Annotated in this window: 18 protein-coding genes; 1 reads left to right on the forward strand and 17 read right to left on the reverse strand. The window is 52.3% G+C overall.

Annotation, left to right across the window (positions count from 1 at the left end; genetic code table 11):
* Nucleotides 1-139 precede the first annotated feature (139 nt).
* The gene (yieH, locus tag AC3G3F_RS22685; protein ID WP_023247192.1) at nucleotides 140-805 is read left to right on the forward strand and encodes a 6-phosphogluconate phosphatase; all 666 of its coding nucleotides are present in this window, start codon (nucleotides 140-142) and stop codon (nucleotides 803-805) included.
* A 131-nt stretch (nucleotides 806-936) separates the two neighbouring features.
* On the opposite strand, the gene phoU is transcribed toward yieH, so the two are convergent.
* The 17 genes from phoU to rsmG all read right to left on the reverse strand — a co-directional run bounded on the left by phoU (nucleotide 937) and on the right by rsmG (nucleotide 17,738).
* Nucleotides 937-1,662 (reverse strand): phosphate signaling complex protein PhoU, encoded by a 726-nt coding sequence (gene phoU, locus AC3G3F_RS22690; RefSeq protein ID WP_000377800.1) that lies wholly within the window; start codon nucleotides 1,660-1,662, stop codon nucleotides 937-939.
* Between the two features lie 14 nt (nucleotides 1,663-1,676).
* A complete protein-coding gene (gene pstB / locus AC3G3F_RS22695) occupies nucleotides 1,677-2,450 on the reverse strand; it encodes a phosphate ABC transporter ATP-binding protein PstB (RefSeq protein WP_000063118.1) in 774 nt (257 codons plus the stop codon).
* A gap of 106 nt (nucleotides 2,451-2,556) precedes the next feature.
* A complete protein-coding gene (gene pstA / locus AC3G3F_RS22700; protein ID WP_023247191.1) occupies nucleotides 2,557-3,447 on the reverse strand; it encodes a phosphate ABC transporter permease PstA in 891 nt (296 codons plus the stop codon).
* Nucleotides 3,447-4,406: a phosphate ABC transporter permease PstC gene (gene pstC / locus AC3G3F_RS22705; RefSeq protein WP_000741630.1), complete on the reverse strand. Its 960-nt coding sequence runs from the start codon at nucleotides 4,404-4,406 to the stop codon at nucleotides 3,447-3,449. Before pstC ends, pstA begins: the two co-directional genes overlap by 1 nt.
* 126 nt (nucleotides 4,407-4,532) lie before the next feature.
* Nucleotides 4,533-5,573 carry a phosphate ABC transporter substrate-binding protein PstS gene (pstS, locus tag AC3G3F_RS22710; protein ID WP_023247190.1) on the reverse strand — a complete coding sequence of 347 codons (1,041 nt, stop codon included), beginning with the start codon at nucleotides 5,571-5,573 and terminating at the stop codon, nucleotides 4,533-4,535.
* A gap of 290 nt (nucleotides 5,574-5,863) precedes the next feature.
* Nucleotides 5,864-7,693, reverse strand: coding sequence for a glutamine--fructose-6-phosphate transaminase (isomerizing) (gene glmS / locus AC3G3F_RS22715; RefSeq protein ID WP_053511059.1), 1,830 nt, complete (start codon nucleotides 7,691-7,693; stop codon nucleotides 5,864-5,866).
* Between the two features lie 239 nt (nucleotides 7,694-7,932).
* Nucleotides 7,933-9,303, reverse strand: coding sequence for a bifunctional UDP-N-acetylglucosamine diphosphorylase/glucosamine-1-phosphate N-acetyltransferase GlmU (glmU, locus tag AC3G3F_RS22720; protein WP_023247188.1), 1,371 nt, complete (start codon nucleotides 9,301-9,303; stop codon nucleotides 7,933-7,935).
* A gap of 310 nt (nucleotides 9,304-9,613) precedes the next feature.
* Nucleotides 9,614-10,033, reverse strand: coding sequence for a F0F1 ATP synthase subunit epsilon (locus AC3G3F_RS22725; protein ID WP_001251972.1), 420 nt, complete (start codon nucleotides 10,031-10,033; stop codon nucleotides 9,614-9,616).
* A 20-nt stretch (nucleotides 10,034-10,053) separates the two neighbouring features.
* Nucleotides 10,054-11,436: a F0F1 ATP synthase subunit beta gene (gene atpD, locus AC3G3F_RS22730; protein WP_000190499.1), complete on the reverse strand. Its 1,383-nt coding sequence runs from the start codon at nucleotides 11,434-11,436 to the stop codon at nucleotides 10,054-10,056.
* 26 nt (nucleotides 11,437-11,462) lie between these two features.
* Nucleotides 11,463-12,326 carry a F0F1 ATP synthase subunit gamma gene (atpG, locus tag AC3G3F_RS22735; RefSeq protein WP_000896506.1) on the reverse strand — a complete coding sequence of 288 codons (864 nt, stop codon included), beginning with the start codon at nucleotides 12,324-12,326 and terminating at the stop codon, nucleotides 11,463-11,465.
* Between the two features lie 50 nt (nucleotides 12,327-12,376).
* Nucleotides 12,377-13,918, reverse strand: coding sequence for a F0F1 ATP synthase subunit alpha (atpA, locus tag AC3G3F_RS22740; protein WP_001176751.1), 1,542 nt, complete (start codon nucleotides 13,916-13,918; stop codon nucleotides 12,377-12,379).
* 12 nt (nucleotides 13,919-13,930) lie between these two features.
* Nucleotides 13,931-14,464, reverse strand: a complete 534-nt coding sequence (gene atpH / locus AC3G3F_RS22745) for a F0F1 ATP synthase subunit delta (protein WP_001288957.1) — start codon at nucleotides 14,462-14,464, stop codon at nucleotides 13,931-13,933.
* Nucleotides 14,465-14,478: 14 nt separating this feature from the next.
* Nucleotides 14,479-14,949, reverse strand: coding sequence for a F0F1 ATP synthase subunit B (atpF, locus tag AC3G3F_RS22750; protein WP_001052212.1), 471 nt, complete (start codon nucleotides 14,947-14,949; stop codon nucleotides 14,479-14,481).
* 59 nt (nucleotides 14,950-15,008) lie between these two features.
* Nucleotides 15,009-15,248 carry a F0F1 ATP synthase subunit C gene (gene atpE / locus AC3G3F_RS22755; protein ID WP_000429386.1) on the reverse strand — a complete coding sequence of 80 codons (240 nt, stop codon included), beginning with the start codon at nucleotides 15,246-15,248 and terminating at the stop codon, nucleotides 15,009-15,011.
* Between the two features lie 46 nt (nucleotides 15,249-15,294).
* Entirely contained in the window at nucleotides 15,295-16,110 is an 816-nt protein-coding gene (gene atpB, locus AC3G3F_RS22760) for a F0F1 ATP synthase subunit A (RefSeq protein WP_000135628.1), read from the reverse strand.
* An 8-nt stretch (nucleotides 16,111-16,118) separates the two neighbouring features.
* Nucleotides 16,119-16,499 (reverse strand): F0F1 ATP synthase subunit I, encoded by a 381-nt coding sequence (gene atpI / locus AC3G3F_RS22765; protein ID WP_023247186.1) that lies wholly within the window; start codon nucleotides 16,497-16,499, stop codon nucleotides 16,119-16,121.
* 615 nt (nucleotides 16,500-17,114) lie between these two features.
* A complete protein-coding gene (gene rsmG / locus AC3G3F_RS22770) occupies nucleotides 17,115-17,738 on the reverse strand; it encodes a 16S rRNA (guanine(527)-N(7))-methyltransferase RsmG (protein WP_023247185.1) in 624 nt (207 codons plus the stop codon).
* Nucleotides 17,739-17,800 lie beyond the last annotated feature (62 nt).

Below are 17,800 nucleotides of genomic sequence, written 5' to 3' on the forward strand. Positions count from 1 at the left end.
TCGCCGTTATCCTATACCAAAATACGACACCTGGCGCAGTTGTGTGGTAATTTTTTTCACTCAATTTGTTAGTACGGCAACGATTGCGTCTCTCAATTCAGCATTACGTAAACGTTAAACTTGTTAAAATGGAAATGACATGTCCCAAATCGAAGCGGTGTTTTTTGACTGCGACGGCACGCTGGTCGACAGTGAAGTGATTTGTTCGCGCGCCTATGTCGCTATGTTCCGGCAGTTCGGCATTACGCTTGAGCTCGCGGAAGTATTCAGACGCTTTAAAGGCGTAAAGCTCTACGAAATTATCGATACCATCAGTAAAGAGCATGGCGTTGCGCTGGCAAAGGCGGAGCTGGAACCCGTGTATCGCGCCGAGGTTGCTCGTCTGTTCGATGCAGATCTGGAAGCCATTGCGGGCGCGAATATCCTGCTGGAGAGTATTAAGACGCCCATGTGCGTGGTATCTAACGGGCCAGTCAGTAAGATGCAGCATTCGCTGGGTAAACTGGGCATGTTGCATCATTTTCCCGATTTGCTGTTTAGCGGTTACGATATTCAACGCTGGAAGCCCGATCCGGCGCTAATGCTCCATGCGGCGAACGCCATGAAGGTCAATGTTGAGAAGTGTATTCTGGTGGATGATTCCAGCGCAGGCGCACAGTCAGGAATCGCGGCAGGAATGGAAGTGTTTTATTTCTGCGCCGATCCGCATAACAAGCCGATCGATCACCCTAACGTGACGACGTTTACCGATTTGGCGCAGTTGCCGGGATTGTGGAAAGCGCGCGGGTGGGAGATTACGCGCTGAAAAAACAAAGCCGGATGGCTCGTAGGCCGGATAAGCGTTAGCTTCATCCGGCGAATTACCCGGTGGCGCAAGCTTACCGGGCCTACGTTTTGTGGCGCTTTTGGATCGTTGCCCCCCCCCCACCACAAACCTTATTCTTTTGGATCTTTACCCGCCAGCAGCTTATCCAGTTCGTCGCCGCCGACGTGACGGAAATCCTGTCCCTTCACGAAGTAGAAGATATATTCGCAAATATTCTGGCAGCGGTCGCCAATACGCTCGATAGAACGGGCGCAGAACAACGCGGTCAGCACGCTGGGAATCGTGCGCGAATCTTCCATCATGTAGGTCATGAGCTGACGCACGATTCCTTCATACTCCTGGTCAACCTTCTTATCTTCACGATAGATGCGCACCGCTTCGTCAAGATCCATCCGCGCGAATGCGTCCAGTACGTCGTGTAGCATCTGTACGGTATGGCGGCCCAGCGATTCCAGACTCACCAACAGCGGCTGATGCTGTTGGGAGAATTTTTCCAGCGCGGTACGGCAGATTTTATCCGCCACGTCGCCAATACGCTCCAGTTCGGCGATAGTTTTGATAATCGCCATTACCAGACGCAGATCGCTCGCCGTCGGCTGGCGCTTGGCGATAATACGCACGCAGGCTTCGTCGATGGCAACTTCCATCATATTGACCTGATGGTCGCCTTCTACCACGCGTTTCGCCAGCTCGCTGTCCTGGTTGTGCATGGCGGTGATAGCGTCAGAAAGCTGCTGTTCCACCATGCCGCCCATGGTCATTACCTGAGTGCGGATGCTTTCCAGTTCAGCGTTGAACTGGCCGGAAATATGTTTATTAAGGTTCAGACTGTCCATTACGCACTCCTGAATTAACCGTAACGACCGGTGATATAATCTTCTGTTTGTTTCTTCGCGGGCTTGGTGAACAGATCGTCCGTATTGCTGAACTCAATCAACTCGCCCAGGTACATAAACGCCGTATGATCGGAACAACGTGCCGCTTGCTGCATGTTGTGGGTCACGATCACCACGGTGTAATCCTGTTTCAGCTCGGTGATCAGCTCTTCAATACGCCCGGTAGAGATAGGGTCCAGAGCTGAACATGGCTCATCCAGCAGCAACACTTCCGGACGAATGGCGATACCGCGCGCAATGCACAGACGCTGCTGCTGACCACCGGAGAGAGAGTACCCGCTCTGGTGCAATTTATCTTTGGTTTCGTTCCATAATGCGGCTTTGGTCAACGCCCACTGCACGCGCTCGTCCATATCGGCGCGAGACAGCTTCTCAAATAGACGCACGCCAAAGGCGATGTTGTCATAGATGGACATCGGGAACGGCGTCGGCTTCTGGAATACCATCCCCACTTTCGCGCGAAGCAGCGCGATATCCTGGGTGTTGGTGAGAATATTGTCGCCATCCAGCAGAATTTCACCTTCGGCGCGCTGCTCCGGATAAAGCGAATACATTTTATTGAAGGTGCGCAGCAGCGTCGATTTACCGCAGCCGGATGGCCCGATAAATGCCGTTACCTGATTCTTCGCGATATCCAGATTAATGTTCTTCAGGGCATGGAATTTGCCGTAGTAGAAGTTCAAATCACGAACCTGAATCTTACTCGGGGCAGTTTCAACCATACTCATTTCACTCTTTTCCTCATCATGCCTGATAGCGCGTAGCTTTAAGGCCTACAAATGTATGCAACCCGTAGGCCGGATAAGGCGTTTATGCCGCCATCCGGCAATGTCTTTAACCGTGTTTTTTCTTCGCGAAAACAACACGCGCCAGAATATTTAGTAGCAGCACGCACAGGGTAATAATCAGCACGCCCGCCCAGGCCAATTGTTGCCATTCAGCAAACGGGCTCATCGCGAATTTAAAGATGGTTACCGGCAGGTTGGCGATCGGCTGCATCATGTCGGTGCTCCAGAACTGGTTGGAGAGCGCGGTAAACAACAATGGCGCAGTTTCCCCGGCAATACGGGCAACCGCCAGCAGCACACCGGTAATAATCCCGGATATGGACGCTTTCAGCGTAATGGCAGAGATCATTTTCCATTTCGGCGTTCCCAACGCATAGGCTGCTTCACGCAGGCTGTCCGGTACCAGCTTCAACATGTTCTCGGTAGTACGGATAACGATCGGCACCTGCAACAGCGCCAGCGCAATCACACCCGCCCAACCGGAGAAGTGCTGCATCTGCGCCACCACGATGGTGTAAACAAACAGCCCCACAACAATTGACGGCGCGGAAAGCAGAATGTCGTTAATAAAGCGAATGATTTCCGCCAGCCAGGATTTGCGGCCATATTCCGCCAGATAGATCCCGGCCATAATCCCCAGCGGCGTACCCAATACGGTAGCCCAGAGAATCAACAATCCACTCCCCGCCAGGGCGTTCGCCAGCCCGCCGCCCGCCGTGTTCGGCGGCGGCGTCATTTCGGTAAACAGCGCCAGCGACATACCATCAATGCCGCGCGTGATGGTGGACATCAAAATCCAGATCAGCCAGAACAGGCCAAATGCCATCGTCGCCATTGAGAGCGTTAATGCGATACGGTTCTTCATGCGGCGACGCGCCTGCATCTTGCGACGGGATTCCGCGAGCTGCGCGGTGTTCTGCATATCAAGCGTAGCCATTAACGTGCTCCCTCGTTCTTCGCAAGACGCATAATCATGAACTTAGACGCCGCCAGAACGATAAAGGTGATCACAAACAGGATCAGCCCCAGTTCCATCAACGCTGCCACGTGCAGGCCCGATTCCGCTTCGGCGAATTCGTTGGCCAGGGCGGAAGTGATGCTGTTGCCCGGCATATACAGTGACGCGCTGTCGAGCTGATAAGTGTTGCCGATGATAAAAGTGACCGCCATCGTCTCACCCAGCGCACGTCCCAGTCCCAGCATAATGCCGCCAATGACGCCATTTTTGGTGAACGGCAGCACGATGCGCCAGATAACTTCCCAGGTAGTACAGCCGATACCATAGGCTGACTCTTTCATCATTACCGGCGTTTGCTCGAAGACGTCGCGCATAACCGCCGCAATATAGGGGATTATCATGATGGCGAGGATGACGCCTGCCGCCAGAATGCCGATACCAAACGCCGGACCGGAGAACAACGCGCCGACAAAAGGAATGTTGGAAAGAATATTGCCGACCGGCTCCTGGAAGTACGTCGCAAACAGCGGCGCGAAGATAAACAGCCCCCACATGCCGTACACAATACTGGGGATAGCCGCCAGCAGTTCAATGGCAATGCCCAGCGGACGCTTCAGCCAGCCTGGCGCCAGCTCGGTTAAAAACAGGGCAATGCCGAAACTGACCGGAACGGCAATCAGCAATGCGATAAAGGAGGTCACCAGCGTGCCGTAAATGGGCACCAGCGCGCCGTAGATATCGTTTGGCGCGTCCCACTCCTTAGTCCAAAGGAATGAGAAACCAAATTTCTGAATACTTGGCCAGGAGGAGATGATCAATGAGACGATAATACCGCCCAACATCAATAGCACAATCAGCGCAGCCAGTTTTACCAGCGCGCTGAAAATCATGTCGCCTTTTTTACCCGGCGGGTTAAAAGCAGGCTTGGTTGCAGCCATAAATCACTCTTTAAGTTAAACGCGTTTACGAAGTTGCCGGATGGCGCTGCGCTTATCCGGCCTACAGTCAGAACCGTAGGACGGGTAAACGTAAGCGTCACCCGCCATTTTCGTCAGAATACTAAATTAATACAATGCCTTACCGCTGCTGTCTTTTATGCTGGTCTTCCAGGCGGTACGAATCTGCTCAACGACGTTATCCGGCAGGCTGGCGTAATCCAGATCATTCGCCTGCTTAGCGCCATTTTTGTATGCCCAGTCGAAGAACTTCAACACTTCAGAACCCTGCTCAGGTTTCTTCTGCACTTTGTGGACCAGGATAAACGTGGTGGAGGTGATTGGCCACACATCGTCACCTTTCTGGTTGGTCAGATCCTGTGCGAAGGTTTTGCTCCAGTCTGCGCCTTTCGCCGCATTAGAGAAGCTCTCTTCCGTCGGGCTTACTGGTTTGCCATCAGCAGAAATCAGTTTGGTGTAGGCCAGATTGTTCTGCTTGGCATACGCATACTCAACGTAGCCGATAGCGCCTGGCAGACGCTGTACAAACGCTGCGATGCCGTCGTTACCTTTACCCCCCAGGCCGGTTGGCCAGTTCACGGTAGAACCCGCGCCCACTTTCGATTTCCACTCGTCGTTGACTTTCGCCAGGTAACTGGTGAAAACGAAGGAAGTGCCGGAACCGTCAGCGCGACGCACCACGGCGATATTCTGTGAGGGCAGCTTCACGCCCGGGTTCAGTTTGGTGATGGCTTCATCATCCCACTTTTTGATTTTACCGAGGTAGATGTCGCCCAGCGTTTTACCGTCCAGCACCAGTTCGCCGGATTTGAGCCCTGGAATATTCACCGCCAGCACCACGCCGCCAATGACGGTCGGAAACTGGAACAGGCCTTCCTGATTCAGTTTTTCATCAGACAGCGGCGCATCGGACGCGCCAAAATCAACGGTATTTGCGGTAATTTGTTTCACGCCGCCGGAAGAGCCTATTCCCTGGTAATTGACTTTGTTACCGGTTTCTTTCTGGTAGGTATCCGCCCATTTGGCATATACCGGCGCAGGAAACGTTGCACCGGCACCTGTCAGGCTTGCTGCTGCAAAGGCAGAGAACGCGCTCATCGATAAGGTCGCGGCGACAACAGTTGCGACAGTGGTACGCATAACTTTCATAATGTCTCCTGCACGGTTTCGGTAAATCATTGTTTGAGTTGCTACGATGAGCAAAATAGGACAAACAGGTGACAGTTAAATGTACGTAATATGACAGTTTTATGACAATCAACAATATCGACATCACGATTTTATAAACATATTAAAAAACAATATGTTATTTATTATCACTATCGTCATATTGCAAAAAAATTTTCTTTTTATGACACGGAGAACAGGCAGGAAAGATGACAGTTTGTCATCATAAAATAATAAGAGAAATGCCCCGCTGCTGCGGGGCATGGAGGGGGTTATTCCACCGTTACTGATTTCGCCAGGTTACGCGGCTGGTCAACATCGGTGCCTTTAATCAGCGCCACGTGATACGCCAGCAGTTGCAGCGGAACAGTGTAGAAGATGGGCGCAATGACCTCTTCCACATGCGGCATCTCAATGATGTGCATGTTGTCGCTGCTGACGAAACCCGCATCCTGATCGGCGAAGACATAAAGCTGACCGCCGCGAGCGCGAACTTCTTCGATGTTGGATTTCAGTTTCTCCAGCAGTTCGTTGTTCGGCGCCACCACAATAACCGGCATATCGGCGTCAATCAGCGCCAGCGGGCCGTGTTTCAGCTCGCCTGCCGCGTAAGCTTCAGCATGAATGTAAGAGATTTCTTTCAGCTTCAGCGCGCCTTCAAGCGCAATCGGATATTGATCGCCACGACCGAGGAACAGCGCGTGATGCTTGTCGGAGAAATCTTCTGCAAGCGCTTCGATGCGTTTGTCCTGTGAGAGCATCTGCTCAATACGGCTCGGCAGCGCCTGTAGGCCATGAACGATGTCATGCTCAATGGACGCATCCAGGCCTTTCAGACGCGCCAGTTTCGCCACCAGCATTAGCAAAACGGTCAGTTGGGTGGTGAACGCCTTCGTAGAAGCAACGCCGATTTCCGTCCCGGCGTTAGTCATCATCGCCAGATCGGATTCACGCACCAGAGAAGAGCCCGGTACGTTACAAATGGCGAGCGATCCGAGGTAGCCCAATTCTTTGGATAAACGCAGGCCCGCTAAGGTGTCTGCCGTTTCGCCAGACTGGGAGAGCGTGATCATCAGGCTGTTACGGCGCACCGCAGATTTGCGATAGCGAAATTCCGAGGCAATTTCCACGTCACACGGAATTCCGGCCAGCGCTTCAAACCAGTAGCGAGAGACCATCCCGGAGTTGTACGACGTACCGCAGGCGATAATCTGGATATGTTCAACCTGAGACAACAATTCGTTGGCTTTCGGCCCCAGCTCGCTTAAATCCACCTCACCGTGGCTGATACGCCCGGTCAGCGTATTTTTAATCGCGTTCGGCTGTTCGTAGATCTCTTTCTGCATATAGTGGCGGTAAATGCCTTTATCACCGGCGTCATACTGCAGATTAGATTCAATATCCTGACGTTTCACTTCCGCACCGGTTTTATCGAAAATAGCGACCGAACGACGGGTCACTTCTGCGATATCGCCCTCTTCCAGGAAGATAAAGCGGCGGGTCACCGGCAGTAGGGCCAACTGATCGGAAGCGATAAAGTTTTCGCCCATGCCCAGACCGATAACCAGCGGGCTACCCGAACGGGCAGCCAGCAACGTATCCGGATGGCGGGTATCCATGATCACCGTGCCATATGCGCCACGCAGTTGTGGGATCGCACGTAGAACCGCGTCTCGCAGAGTACCGCCTTGTTTCAGCTCCCAGTGCACTAAGTGAGCAATTACTTCCGTGTCGGTCTCGGAAGCAAAGGTGTAACCGCGCGCTTTTAACGCTTCACGCAGCGGTTCATGGTTTTCGATGATGCCGTTATGCACCACCACGATGTGTTCAGAAACATGCGGATGCGCGTTTGCTTCTGAAGGTTCACCGTGCGTTGCCCAACGCGTGTGAGCAATCCCCGTCCCGCCGTGCAGCGGATGTTCTTCCGCGGCCTGAGACAGCATTTGTACCTTACCGAGACGACGTAGACGGGTCATGTGCCCTTGCGCATCCACCACGGCCAGGCCGGCCGAGTCGTAACCACGGTATTCCAGACGACGTAAACCTTCGAGAAGGATTTCAGCTACATCACGCTGCGCGATAGCGCCAACAATTCCACACATAGTTTAATTTCCTGATTATGGCATTTCGCCATGCGTTGTCGCTAACCTGTATGCCCGTCGTGGCGGGCGCCCCGAGCCTTGTAGAGAGTGGGGTTATTTTTATAAGTACTGCTCATTGAGCGGAGGATTATTTTATCCTCTCATCTCCAGTCTGCCGGATGGCGCTGACGCTTATCCGGCCTACAAAAACAGGTTGAATGTCGGGCGGGCAAGCGAAGCGCTCCCGCCATGATCGTGATTTACTTTTTCTTCACCGGACGCTGCCAGCCTTGCTTATGAACCTGCGGCACGCGGCTTAATACCAGTTCATTGTCGGCTACGTTACGGGTGACGGTAGTCCCTGCGGCGATGGTGGCCCCTTTACCGACAGTAACCGGCGCCACCAGTTGGGTATCGGAGCCAACAAACACATCGTCGCCAATAACCGTTTTGAATTTGTTCGCGCCATCATAATTACAGGTGATGGTCCCCGCGCCGATATTCACGTTGTCGCCGATATCCGCATCGCCCAGGTAGGTCAGATGGCCGGCTTTAGAACCCTTACCGAGGCGCGCTTTTTTCATCTCAACGAAATTGCCGACGTGAGCGCCCGCTAACAGCTCCGCGCCGGGACGCAGGCGGGCAAACGGGCCGATGGTACAGGCCGGATCTAAGCGCGCATCTTCCACCACGCTATAGGGGCTGATTTCACAGTCATCGCCAATCACGCTGTTTTTGATAATGCAGCCCGCGCCAATCTTCACCCGATGACCGAGCGTCACGTTACCTTCGATGATAACATTAGTATCAATTTCCACATCACGTCCGTGAACCAGATTACCGCGCAGATCAAAACGTGCCGGGTCACGCAGCATCACTCCTGCCAGCAGCAGTTTCTCTGCCTGCTCGGCCTGGTAAATACGTTCCAGACGAGAAAGCTGCAGACGGTTATTCACACCGTCCGTTTCACTGATGCGGGCCGGATGTACCGCGGCGATTTCCCGTCCTTCCTGATAAGCCAGCGCAATGATATCAGTGATGTAATATTCACCCTGCGCATTATTGTTAGTCAGCTTAGACAACCAGCGTTTCATGTCCGCGCCGTTGGCAATCAGAATACCGGTGTTAATTTCCTGGATCTGACGCTGTTCATCAGTGGCGTCTTTATGTTCAACGATGCCAGTCACTTTACCGTTTTCACGCGTAATACGACCATAGCCGCTCGGATCGTCCAGCTTCACGGTTAATAACCCAATACCGCCCTGCGGTTTGGCATCGCGCAGGCGCTGTAAGGTTTCAACCGAAATCAGCGGCACGTCGCCGTAAAGCATTAAAATATCTTCATCGTCGCTAAAGAAGGGCGCGGCCTGCTGCATTGCGTGACCTGTTCCCAACTGTTCCGCCTGAAGCACCCAGTTCAGGTTATCGTTTTTCAGCGTCTGTTTAAGCAGGTCGCCACCATGGCCGTAGACCAGATGTACCTGTGAGGCGCCTAATTCATTAGCAGCATCAATGACATGCTGCACCATTGCTTTACCCGCAAGTGTGTGCAGCACTTTAGGAATATCGGAATACATGCGCGTGCCTTTACCTGCGGCAAGGATCACTACGCTCATAGCACTATTTAACATACGCGTCCTGACTGTAATTTGAGAACGAATTTATACTGTTTCACTTTGAAAATACTACATTTTTTTCATCGTAAAATGGAAGGAGGATAAAACGCTCGATCGCGGGGTTCCTCCGACGGCGATGGCGACATTTTCGACCATTGACGCGGTGTTTGTCTTGTGAAAAGTCGCGCTATGCCTTGATTAAAGCGTTAGGGTGATGTTTTTGCTATTTTTTTGAGCCATGAAGTAAGATTCGGCATAGGTCATAAATCACAGGTAAAAAAAAACCAGCCTGAGATCAGACTGGTTTTATGCTTTCAAGCCGGTGTTACATCGCTTTTTTGGTCAACTCGATAACGCGCAGTTTAGCGATCGCTTTGGCCAGTTCCGCAGACGCCTGAGCGTAATCCACGTCACCGTGCGAGCTCTTAATGTGCTCTTCGGCTTTACGCTTCGCTTCCAGGGCTCGCGCTTCGTCGAGATCCTGACCGCGAATCGCAGTATCCGCCAGAACGGTCACGGTGCCAGGCTGCACTTCCAGAATGCCGCCGGACAGATAGATAAACTCTTCATGACCGTGCTGCTTAACGATGCGAATCATACCAGGCTTAATGGCGGTGAGCAGCGGCGCGTGACCCGGGTAAATTCCCAGTTCGCCTTCGCTACCCGTAACCTGGATTTTCTCGACCAGACCGGAGAACATTTGTTGCTCCGCGCTGACGACATCCAGGTGGTAAGTCATTGCCATATCACCCTCCGATTAAGGCGTTAAAGTTTTTTGGCTTTTTCCACGGCTTCGTCGATGGAACCGACCATGTAGAACGCCTGCTCCGGCAGGTGATCGTATTCGCCTTCCATGATGCCTTTAAAGCCACGGATGGTGTCTTTCAGGGAGACGTATTTGCCCGGAGAACCGGTAAATACTTCCGCCACGAAGAACGGCTGGGACAGGAAGCGCTGAATCTTACGAGCACGCGCTACCACCAGTTTATCTTCTTCAGACAGTTCATCCATACCCAGGATGGCGATGATGTCTTTCAGTTCCTGATAACGCTGCAGGATGGACTGAACGCCACGCGCGGTGTCGTAGTGTTCCTGGCCTACTACCAGCGGGTCCAACTGACGGCTGGTGGAATCCAGCGGGTCAACGGCCGGGTAGATACCCAGGGATGCGATCTGACGGCTCAGTACCACGGTTGCATCTAAGTGAGCAAAGGTGGTGGCTGGAGATGGGTCAGTCAAGTCATCCGCTGGTACGTATACCGCCTGTACGGAGGTGATAGAACCGGTTTTGGTGGAGGTGATACGTTCCTGCAGAACGCCCATTTCTTCAGCCAGAGTCGGCTGATAACCTACCGCGGAAGGCATACGACCCAGCAGTGCGGATACTTCCGTACCGGCGAGGGTATAACGGTAGATGTTGTCGACGAACAGCAGAACGTCACGACCTTCATCACGGAATTTTTCCGCCATGGTCAGGCCGGTCAATGCAACGCGCAGACGGTTTCCCGGTGGCTCGTTCATCTGGCCATACACCAGGGATACTTTATCGATAACGTTAGAGTCGGTCATTTCGTGGTAGAAGTCGTTACCCTCACGAGTACGTTCACCTACGCCCGCAAACACAGAGTAACCGGAGTGCTCGATCGCGATGTTACGGATAAGCTCCATCATGTTTACGGTTTTACCTACACCCGCGCCACCGAACAGACCGACTTTACCGCCCTTCGCGAACGGACACATCAGGTCGATAACTTTGATACCGGTTTCCAGCAGTTCCTGAGAGTTTGACAACTCTTCGTAGGACGGCGCCGCGCGGTGAATCGCCCAACGCTCTTCTTCGCCGATCTCGCCTTTCATATCGACCGGTTCACCCAGGACGTTCATGATACGACCCAGCGTTGCTTTACCTACCGGGACTTCGATCGGGTGTTCGAGATCTTTTACATCAAGACCGCGACGCAGACCGTCAGAAGACCCCATCGCGATGGTACGCACGATACCGCCGCCAAGCTGCTGCTGAACTTCCAGCACCAGCTTCTCATTACCATTCTGCACCTCAAGAGCATCGTACACGCGTGGTACGGCATCCTGAGGGAACTCGACGTCGACCACGGCGCCGATTACCTGGACAATCTTTCCAGTAGCCATCTTAAATCCTCTACGAAATAACCTGGTTAAACCGCGGCGGCCCCCGAGACGATCTCGGTGAGTTCCTGAGTAATGCTGGCCTGACGAGCTTTGTTGTATACCAACTGCAGCTCTTTAATCAGGCTGCCGCCATTATCGGTTGCGGCTTTCATCGCCACCATTCGTGCGGCCTGCTCGCTGGCCAGGTTTTCTACCACGCCCTGATAAACCTGAGATTCCACATAACGACGCAGGAGAGTATCCAGCAGCGCTTTCGGATCTGGCTCATACAGGTAATCCCAGGCTTTACGCTTCAGATCATCATCTTCTGACGCCGGCAGCGGCAGCAGTTGAGTGATCGTCGGCACCTGAGACATGGTGTTAATAAATTTGTTGCTGACAATGTAAAGCTTGTCCAGACGGCCTTCGTCGTAGGCCTGCAACATCACTTTAACCGGACCGATCAGTTCGGACAGAGAAGGGTTATCCCCCATACCTGTCACCTGAGCGACAACGTTGCCGCCTACGGAATTAAAGAATGACACGCCCTTAGAGCCGATCATTGCGAGTTCGCACTGAACGCCTTTATCGGACCATGCCTTCATATCCGCCAGCAGCTTTTTGAACAGGTTAATGTTCAAGCCGCCGCACAAACCACGGTCGGTCGACACTACCAGATAGCCCACGCGTTTAACGTCGCGCTCTTCCAGGTAGGGGTGCTTATATTCCAGATTACCGTTCGCAAGGTGACCAATCACTTTGCGCATGGTCTCTGCATAAGGACGGCTGGCCGCCATGCGATCCTGCGATTTACGCATTTTGGAAGCGGCGACCATCTCCATCGCTTTAGTGATCTTTTGCGTGTTCTGGACGCTTGCGATCTTACTACGTATCTCTTTTGCGCCGGCCATGAGCTTCTCCTCAATGCCTTGCGGCCTGCCCTAAGGCAAGCCGCCAGACGTTACCAGGACTGGGTTGCTTTGAAGGAATCGAGGATGCCTTTCAGCTTGCCTTCGATTTCATCGTTATAGCCACCGGACTGGTTGATCTCTTGCATCAGCGGAGCGTGATCACGGTCGACGTAAGCCAGCAATGCGGCTTCGAAGCTACCGATTTTCGCCAGTTCGACATCCGCCAGATAACCACGTTCTGCTGCGAACAGAACCAGAGACTGCTGCGCGACGGACATCGGCGCATACTGTTTCTGTTTCAGCAGTTCGGTCACTTTCTGACCGTGGTCAAGCTGTTTACGGGTGGCATCGTCAAGGTCGGATGCAAACTGAGAGAACGCCGCCAGTTCACGATACTGCGCCAGCGCGGTACGAATACCACCGGACAGTTTTTTCATGATCTTGGTCTGGGCTGCGCCACCTACACGGGATACGGAGATACCCGGGTTAACCGCTGGACGAATACCGGCGTTAAACAGGTTAGATTCCAGGAAGATCTGACCATCGGTAATCGAAATTACGTTGGTCGGAACGAACGCGGAAACGTCACCTGCCTGCGTTTCGATAATCGGCAACGCGGTCAGTGAGCCGGTTTTCCCTTTTACTTCACCTTTGGTGAAGGCTTCGACGTAGTCGGCGTTAACACGCGCAGCACGCTCCAGCAGACGAGAGTGGAGGTAGAATACGTCTCCCGGGAATGCTTCACGTCCAGGCGGACGACGGAGCAGCAGGGAAATCTGACGATAAGCAACAGCCTGTTTAGACAGGTCATCGTAAATGATCAGCGCATCTTCGCCACGGTCACGGAAGTATTCACCCATTGCGCAACCGGCATACGGTGCCAGATATTGCAGTGCAGCGGATTCGGACGCAGTCGCCACCACAACAATGGTATTAGCCAGCGCGCCGTGTTCTTCCAGTTTACGCACCACGTTAGAGATGGTGGACGCTTTCTGGCCGATAGCGACATAGATACATTTGATGCCGGAGTCGCGCTGGTTGATGATGGCGTCGATAGCCAGCGCGGTTTTACCGGTCTGACGGTCACCGATGATCAGTTCACGCTGACCACGACCGATTGGAATCATGGAGTCAACGGCTTTATAACCGGTCTGCACCGGCTGATCGACAGACTGGCGATCGATAACGCCCGGCGCGATAGCTTCAACGGCAGAGAAGCCGTCATTATCAACCGGACCTTTACCGTCGATTGGCGCACCCAGGGTGTTTACCACACGTCCCAGCAGGCCGCGGCCAACAGGAACTTCCAGGATACGACCCGTACATTTAACTTTCATGCCTTCGGCAAGGTCAGCGTACGGACCCATGACTACCGCACCCACAGAGTCGCGCTCCAGGTTCAGTGCGATAGCGTAACGGTTCCCCGGCAGGGAGATCATTTCACCCTGCATACAATCGGCGAGGCCGTGAATGCGGATAACCCCGTCACTTACAGAAACAATAGTACCTTCGTTGTGAGCTTCACTCACAACATTGAACTGAGCAATGCGCTGCTTGATCAGTTCGCTGATTTCGGTGGAATTCAGTTGCATGCTCCAGTCCCCTTAAGACTGCAAGACGTCTGCAAGGCGCTCAAGACGGCCGCGTACGCTGCCATCAATGACCATATCACCCGCCCGGATGATAACGCCTGCCATTACAGACTTATCGATTTTGCAATTCAGCTTCACTTTGCGTGACAGACGTTTTTCCATCGCGGCGCTGATTTTCGAAAGCTGCTCTTCACTCAATGCGGTTGCCGACGTAACTTCTACCTCGGAGGTAGCTTCACTGGCGGCACGCAGGTGAATAAACTGCTCCAGAACATCCGGGAGCGCGTTCAGACGATTATTTTCAGCCATCACCCGAATCAGGTTCTGACCATTTTCGTCTAACTGCTCACCGCAGACTGCGATAAACGACTCAGCGAGCGTTTCCGGCGCCAGCGCGCCAGAGAGAAGCTCTGCCATTTGTTCGTTCTTGGTTACCTCGGCGGCAAACGCCAGCATATCCTGCCAGCGCTCTACACTTTGGTGTTCAACGGCAAAGTCAAAAGCTGCTTTGGCGTAGGGGCGAGCTACCGTAACAAATTCAGACATCAGCCCCTCCCTCCTTACAGTTCAGCGACAAGTTTATCCACGATGTCGCTGTTAGCAGCTTCATCCACGGAACGTTCGATGATCTTCTCGGCGCCAGCAACAGCCAGGATAGCAACTTGCTTACGCAGCTCTTCACGGGCGCGTTTACGCTCGGCTTCAATTTCAGCCTGCGCCTGCGCCACGATTTTAGTACGTTCCTGCTCTGCTTCAGTTTTGGCTTCGTCCAGGATCTGAGCGCGGCGTTTGTTTGCCTGCTCGATGATTACCTGAGCTTCCGCTTTCGCTTTTTTCAGCTGGTCGGTCGCGCTGGCCTTTGCAAGGTCAAGATCCTTATGTGCTCGTTCAGCAGAAGCAAGACCGTCAGCAATTTCTTTCTGACGTTTCTCGATGGCAGCCATTAACGGCGGCCATACGTACTTCATGCAAAACCAGACAAAGAGAATAAACGCGATGGCCTGGCCGAGGATTGTTGCGTTAAGATTCACAGCACAATGCCTCTATCTAGTTAACCTTCTGATATTGCTCTTAATTCAAGCAACGCTTACTACGCGACAGCGAACATCACGTACAGACCCAGACCTACAGCGATCATCGGGATAGCATCCACCAGACCCATAACGATAAAGAACTGAGTACGCAGCAGAGGAATCAGATCAGGTTGACGCGCCGCGCCTTCCAGGAATTTACCCCCGAGGATGCCGATACCGATCGCAGCACCGATTGCCGCCAGACCCATCATCACAGCGGCAGCCATGTACAGCAGATCCATATTCAGGTTTTCCATGACAGTCTCCAGTTTGTTTCAGTTAAAACGTAGTAGTGTTGGTAAATTAATGCTCTTCGGACGCCATCGACAGATAGACAATCGTCAGAACCATGAAAATGAAGGCTTGCAGCGTAATAATCAGGATGTGGAAAATGGCCCACGGCACATTCAGAATCCACTGTGACCACCACGGCAACAGACCAGCAATCAGAATGAAAATCAGCTCACCGGCATACATGTTGCCGAACAGTCGCAGACCGAGAGAAACCGGTTTGGACAGCAGACTTACCCCTTCAAGGATTAAGTTGACAGGAATGAACGCCCAGTGATTGAACGGCTGCAGCGTCAACTCTTTTGCGAAGCCGCCGATGCCTTTCATTTTGATGCTGTAGTACAGAATAAGGATGAATACGCCCAGCGCCATCGACAGGGTGATGTTAACGTCAGCAGACGGCACCACGCGCGTTGCCGGCAGACCCAGCCAATGCTCAGCGATATACGGCAGCAGGTCGATAGGCAGTAAGTCCATCAGGTTCATCAGGAATACCCAAACGAAAATCGTCAGGGCCAGCGGCGCAATCAGCTTGCTTTTGCCATGGTACATGTCTTTGACGCTGCCATGCACAAAGCCGACTATCAGCTCAATCGCGGTCTGAAACTTGCCTGGCACGCCGCTGGTCGCTTTTTTAGCAACGCTACGGAACATCACCAGGAACAACAGACCCAGCACCACCGAGAAGAACATGGAGTCAATATTGAGCGTCCAGAAGGTGGCTGGGGGGTTCTGCGGATCCACCAGCGAGAATGTACGCAGGTCCAGCTGAAGGTTATTCAGGTGGTGTCCTATGTAATCCTGCGGCGTCATATTTTCTGAAGCCATGATGCCTTTTACCCTTTGTTGTTAATTACAGCCGGCGCCAGTATCTGAACCACCAGCACCAAAACCCACGTAACGATCAGCGGCAAAAACACCGCCTTTAAAACCGCCAACGCCACCACCAGTAAAACCAGCATCGCTAACACCTTAAAGGCTTCACCGAAGGCGAAAGTCCAGGACACGCGGCCCTTAGCAGGTGTATGCGCCTGGTGACGCCAGGCAAATATCATAAACAACATATTAGGCAGTGCCACTGCCAATCCCCCGCACAATGCGGAGATGCCCCAGAAGGGGTCTTTGAGGCAAAACAGCAAGCCACTTGCTATTACCGCCAGAAACTGAATGAACAGAAGCTTACGAGCAACGTTTCGACTCTCGAGCGACACAGACATCACGTTTTTACTCCTGCTCCCTTCGAGGTAGGCCGCGTGTCGTATAAAACGTTCTTTAAGACTTAGAGTCAAGCATCAAAAAGCGGTCAAATTATACGGTGCGCCCCCGTGATTTCAAACATTAAGTAGCCAAAAGGTGAATAAATGTTTAAATATTTTTCTCTGGCCCGCATTTTTAACTTTTAGCCAAAGTGTGAACGATCGTACAAAACTGCAAATAGCGCGAAAACACTGGCGATAAAGCGTGCACCAGATCACATATTAAACATATTCACGCTTACGCAATTCATTTACGTGTCAATTCATGCCTTTTCATCTTTTTGATATTTAAGCGTAAAACCAGGCACTGTTTTAAAAATACCGGCTTACACCCTTAAAACGCCCCATTGACATTTATAATAAAAATTTAACAAGCAAAAGTGGTTTTTTGATTCGATTTTTAGCAGGCTTATATTTACAAAGTTGATTACTCTCTATTTTAACAAAAGCAGCAGCGTTGTAATGTTGAAAAGAAACCGTAAATTCAGGGTTAAATGTAACAACGCTGAAATGCGTTACGCCTGTCGATTTTTAACACAAGCTGCGTCGTTTTTTTTCTATTTTTTTTGATAAAAATTAAACTTTGTTTGACTTAATAATCACCAGGTGCCGCTCCCCTTCCAGTTGCGGAACGCGTAATTTTTCAACAGATTCGACGCTAAAATCATCAGGTAGCGAGGCAATCTCATCCTCTGGCAATTGCCCTTTTAAGGCATAAAAACGCCCTTTCTCTCCTGGCAGATGATGACACCAGCTCACCATATCATTCAACGATGCGAAAGCGCGGCTGATAACGCCATCAAACGGTGGCTCGGAGGGATAGGCTTCAACGCGGCTTTGAACCGGCGTGATGTTTTCCAGTTTAAGTTCATGCTGAACCTGACGCAGAAAACGCACCCGCTTGCCCAGGCTGTCGAGTAAGGTGAAATGCGCGTCAGGGAGAACAATAGCCAGCGGAATGCCCGGCAGTCCCGGTCCCGTTCCTACATCGATAAAACGCTGTCCCTGGAGATATGGCGCAACAACAATGCTGTCGAGGATGTGGCGAACAACCATTTCAGCCGGATCGCGAACGGACGTCAGATTATAGGCTTTATTCCATTTATGCAGCATATCAACGTAGGCGACCAGCTGCGTTTTCTGGTGATCGGTAAGCGAAATGCCAGCCTCATCCAGCAGGCGAGAAAGTTTGTTAAGCACAGTAGATACCTGTAGTTTTCTTTGCCGGACGGCGGCGTTGCCTTATCCGGCCTACCAATTTT

It is taken from the genome of Salmonella sp. FC25216, assembly GCF_057751355.1.

Coding starts and splice junctions, on each gene's coding strand:
- yieH (WP_023247192.1), top strand. CDS start 140: ATGTCCCAAATCGAAGCGGTGTTTTTTGACTGCGACGGCACGCTGGTC.
- phoU (WP_000377800.1), bottom strand. CDS start 1,662: ATGGACAGTCTGAACCTTAATAAACATATTTCCGGCCAGTTCAACGCT.
- pstB (WP_000063118.1), bottom strand. CDS start 2,450: ATGAGTATGGTTGAAACTGCCCCGAGTAAGATTCAGGTTCGTGATTTG.
- pstA (WP_023247191.1), bottom strand. CDS start 3,447: ATGGCTACGCTTGATATGCAGAACACCGCGCAGCTCGCGGAATCCCGT.
- pstC (WP_000741630.1), bottom strand. CDS start 4,406: ATGGCTGCAACCAAGCCTGCTTTTAACCCGCCGGGTAAAAAAGGCGAC.
- pstS (WP_023247190.1), bottom strand. CDS start 5,573: ATGAAAGTTATGCGTACCACTGTCGCAACTGTTGTCGCCGCGACCTTA.
- glmS (WP_053511059.1), bottom strand. CDS start 7,693: ATGTGTGGAATTGTTGGCGCTATCGCGCAGCGTGATGTAGCTGAAATC.
- glmU (WP_023247188.1), bottom strand. CDS start 9,303: ATGTTAAATAGTGCTATGAGCGTAGTGATCCTTGCCGCAGGTAAAGGC.
- AC3G3F_RS22725 (WP_001251972.1), bottom strand. CDS start 10,033: ATGGCAATGACTTACCACCTGGATGTCGTCAGCGCGGAGCAACAAATG.
- atpD (WP_000190499.1), bottom strand. CDS start 11,436: ATGGCTACTGGAAAGATTGTCCAGGTAATCGGCGCCGTGGTCGACGTC.
- atpG (WP_000896506.1), bottom strand. CDS start 12,326: ATGGCCGGCGCAAAAGAGATACGTAGTAAGATCGCAAGCGTCCAGAAC.
- atpA (WP_001176751.1), bottom strand. CDS start 13,918: ATGCAACTGAATTCCACCGAAATCAGCGAACTGATCAAGCAGCGCATT.
- atpH (WP_001288957.1), bottom strand. CDS start 14,464: ATGTCTGAATTTGTTACGGTAGCTCGCCCCTACGCCAAAGCAGCTTTT.
- atpE (WP_000429386.1), bottom strand. CDS start 15,248: ATGGAAAACCTGAATATGGATCTGCTGTACATGGCTGCCGCTGTGATG.
- atpB (WP_000135628.1), bottom strand. CDS start 16,110: ATGGCTTCAGAAAATATGACGCCGCAGGATTACATAGGACACCACCTG.
- atpI (WP_023247186.1), bottom strand. CDS start 16,499: ATGTCTGTGTCGCTCGAGAGTCGAAACGTTGCTCGTAAGCTTCTGTTC.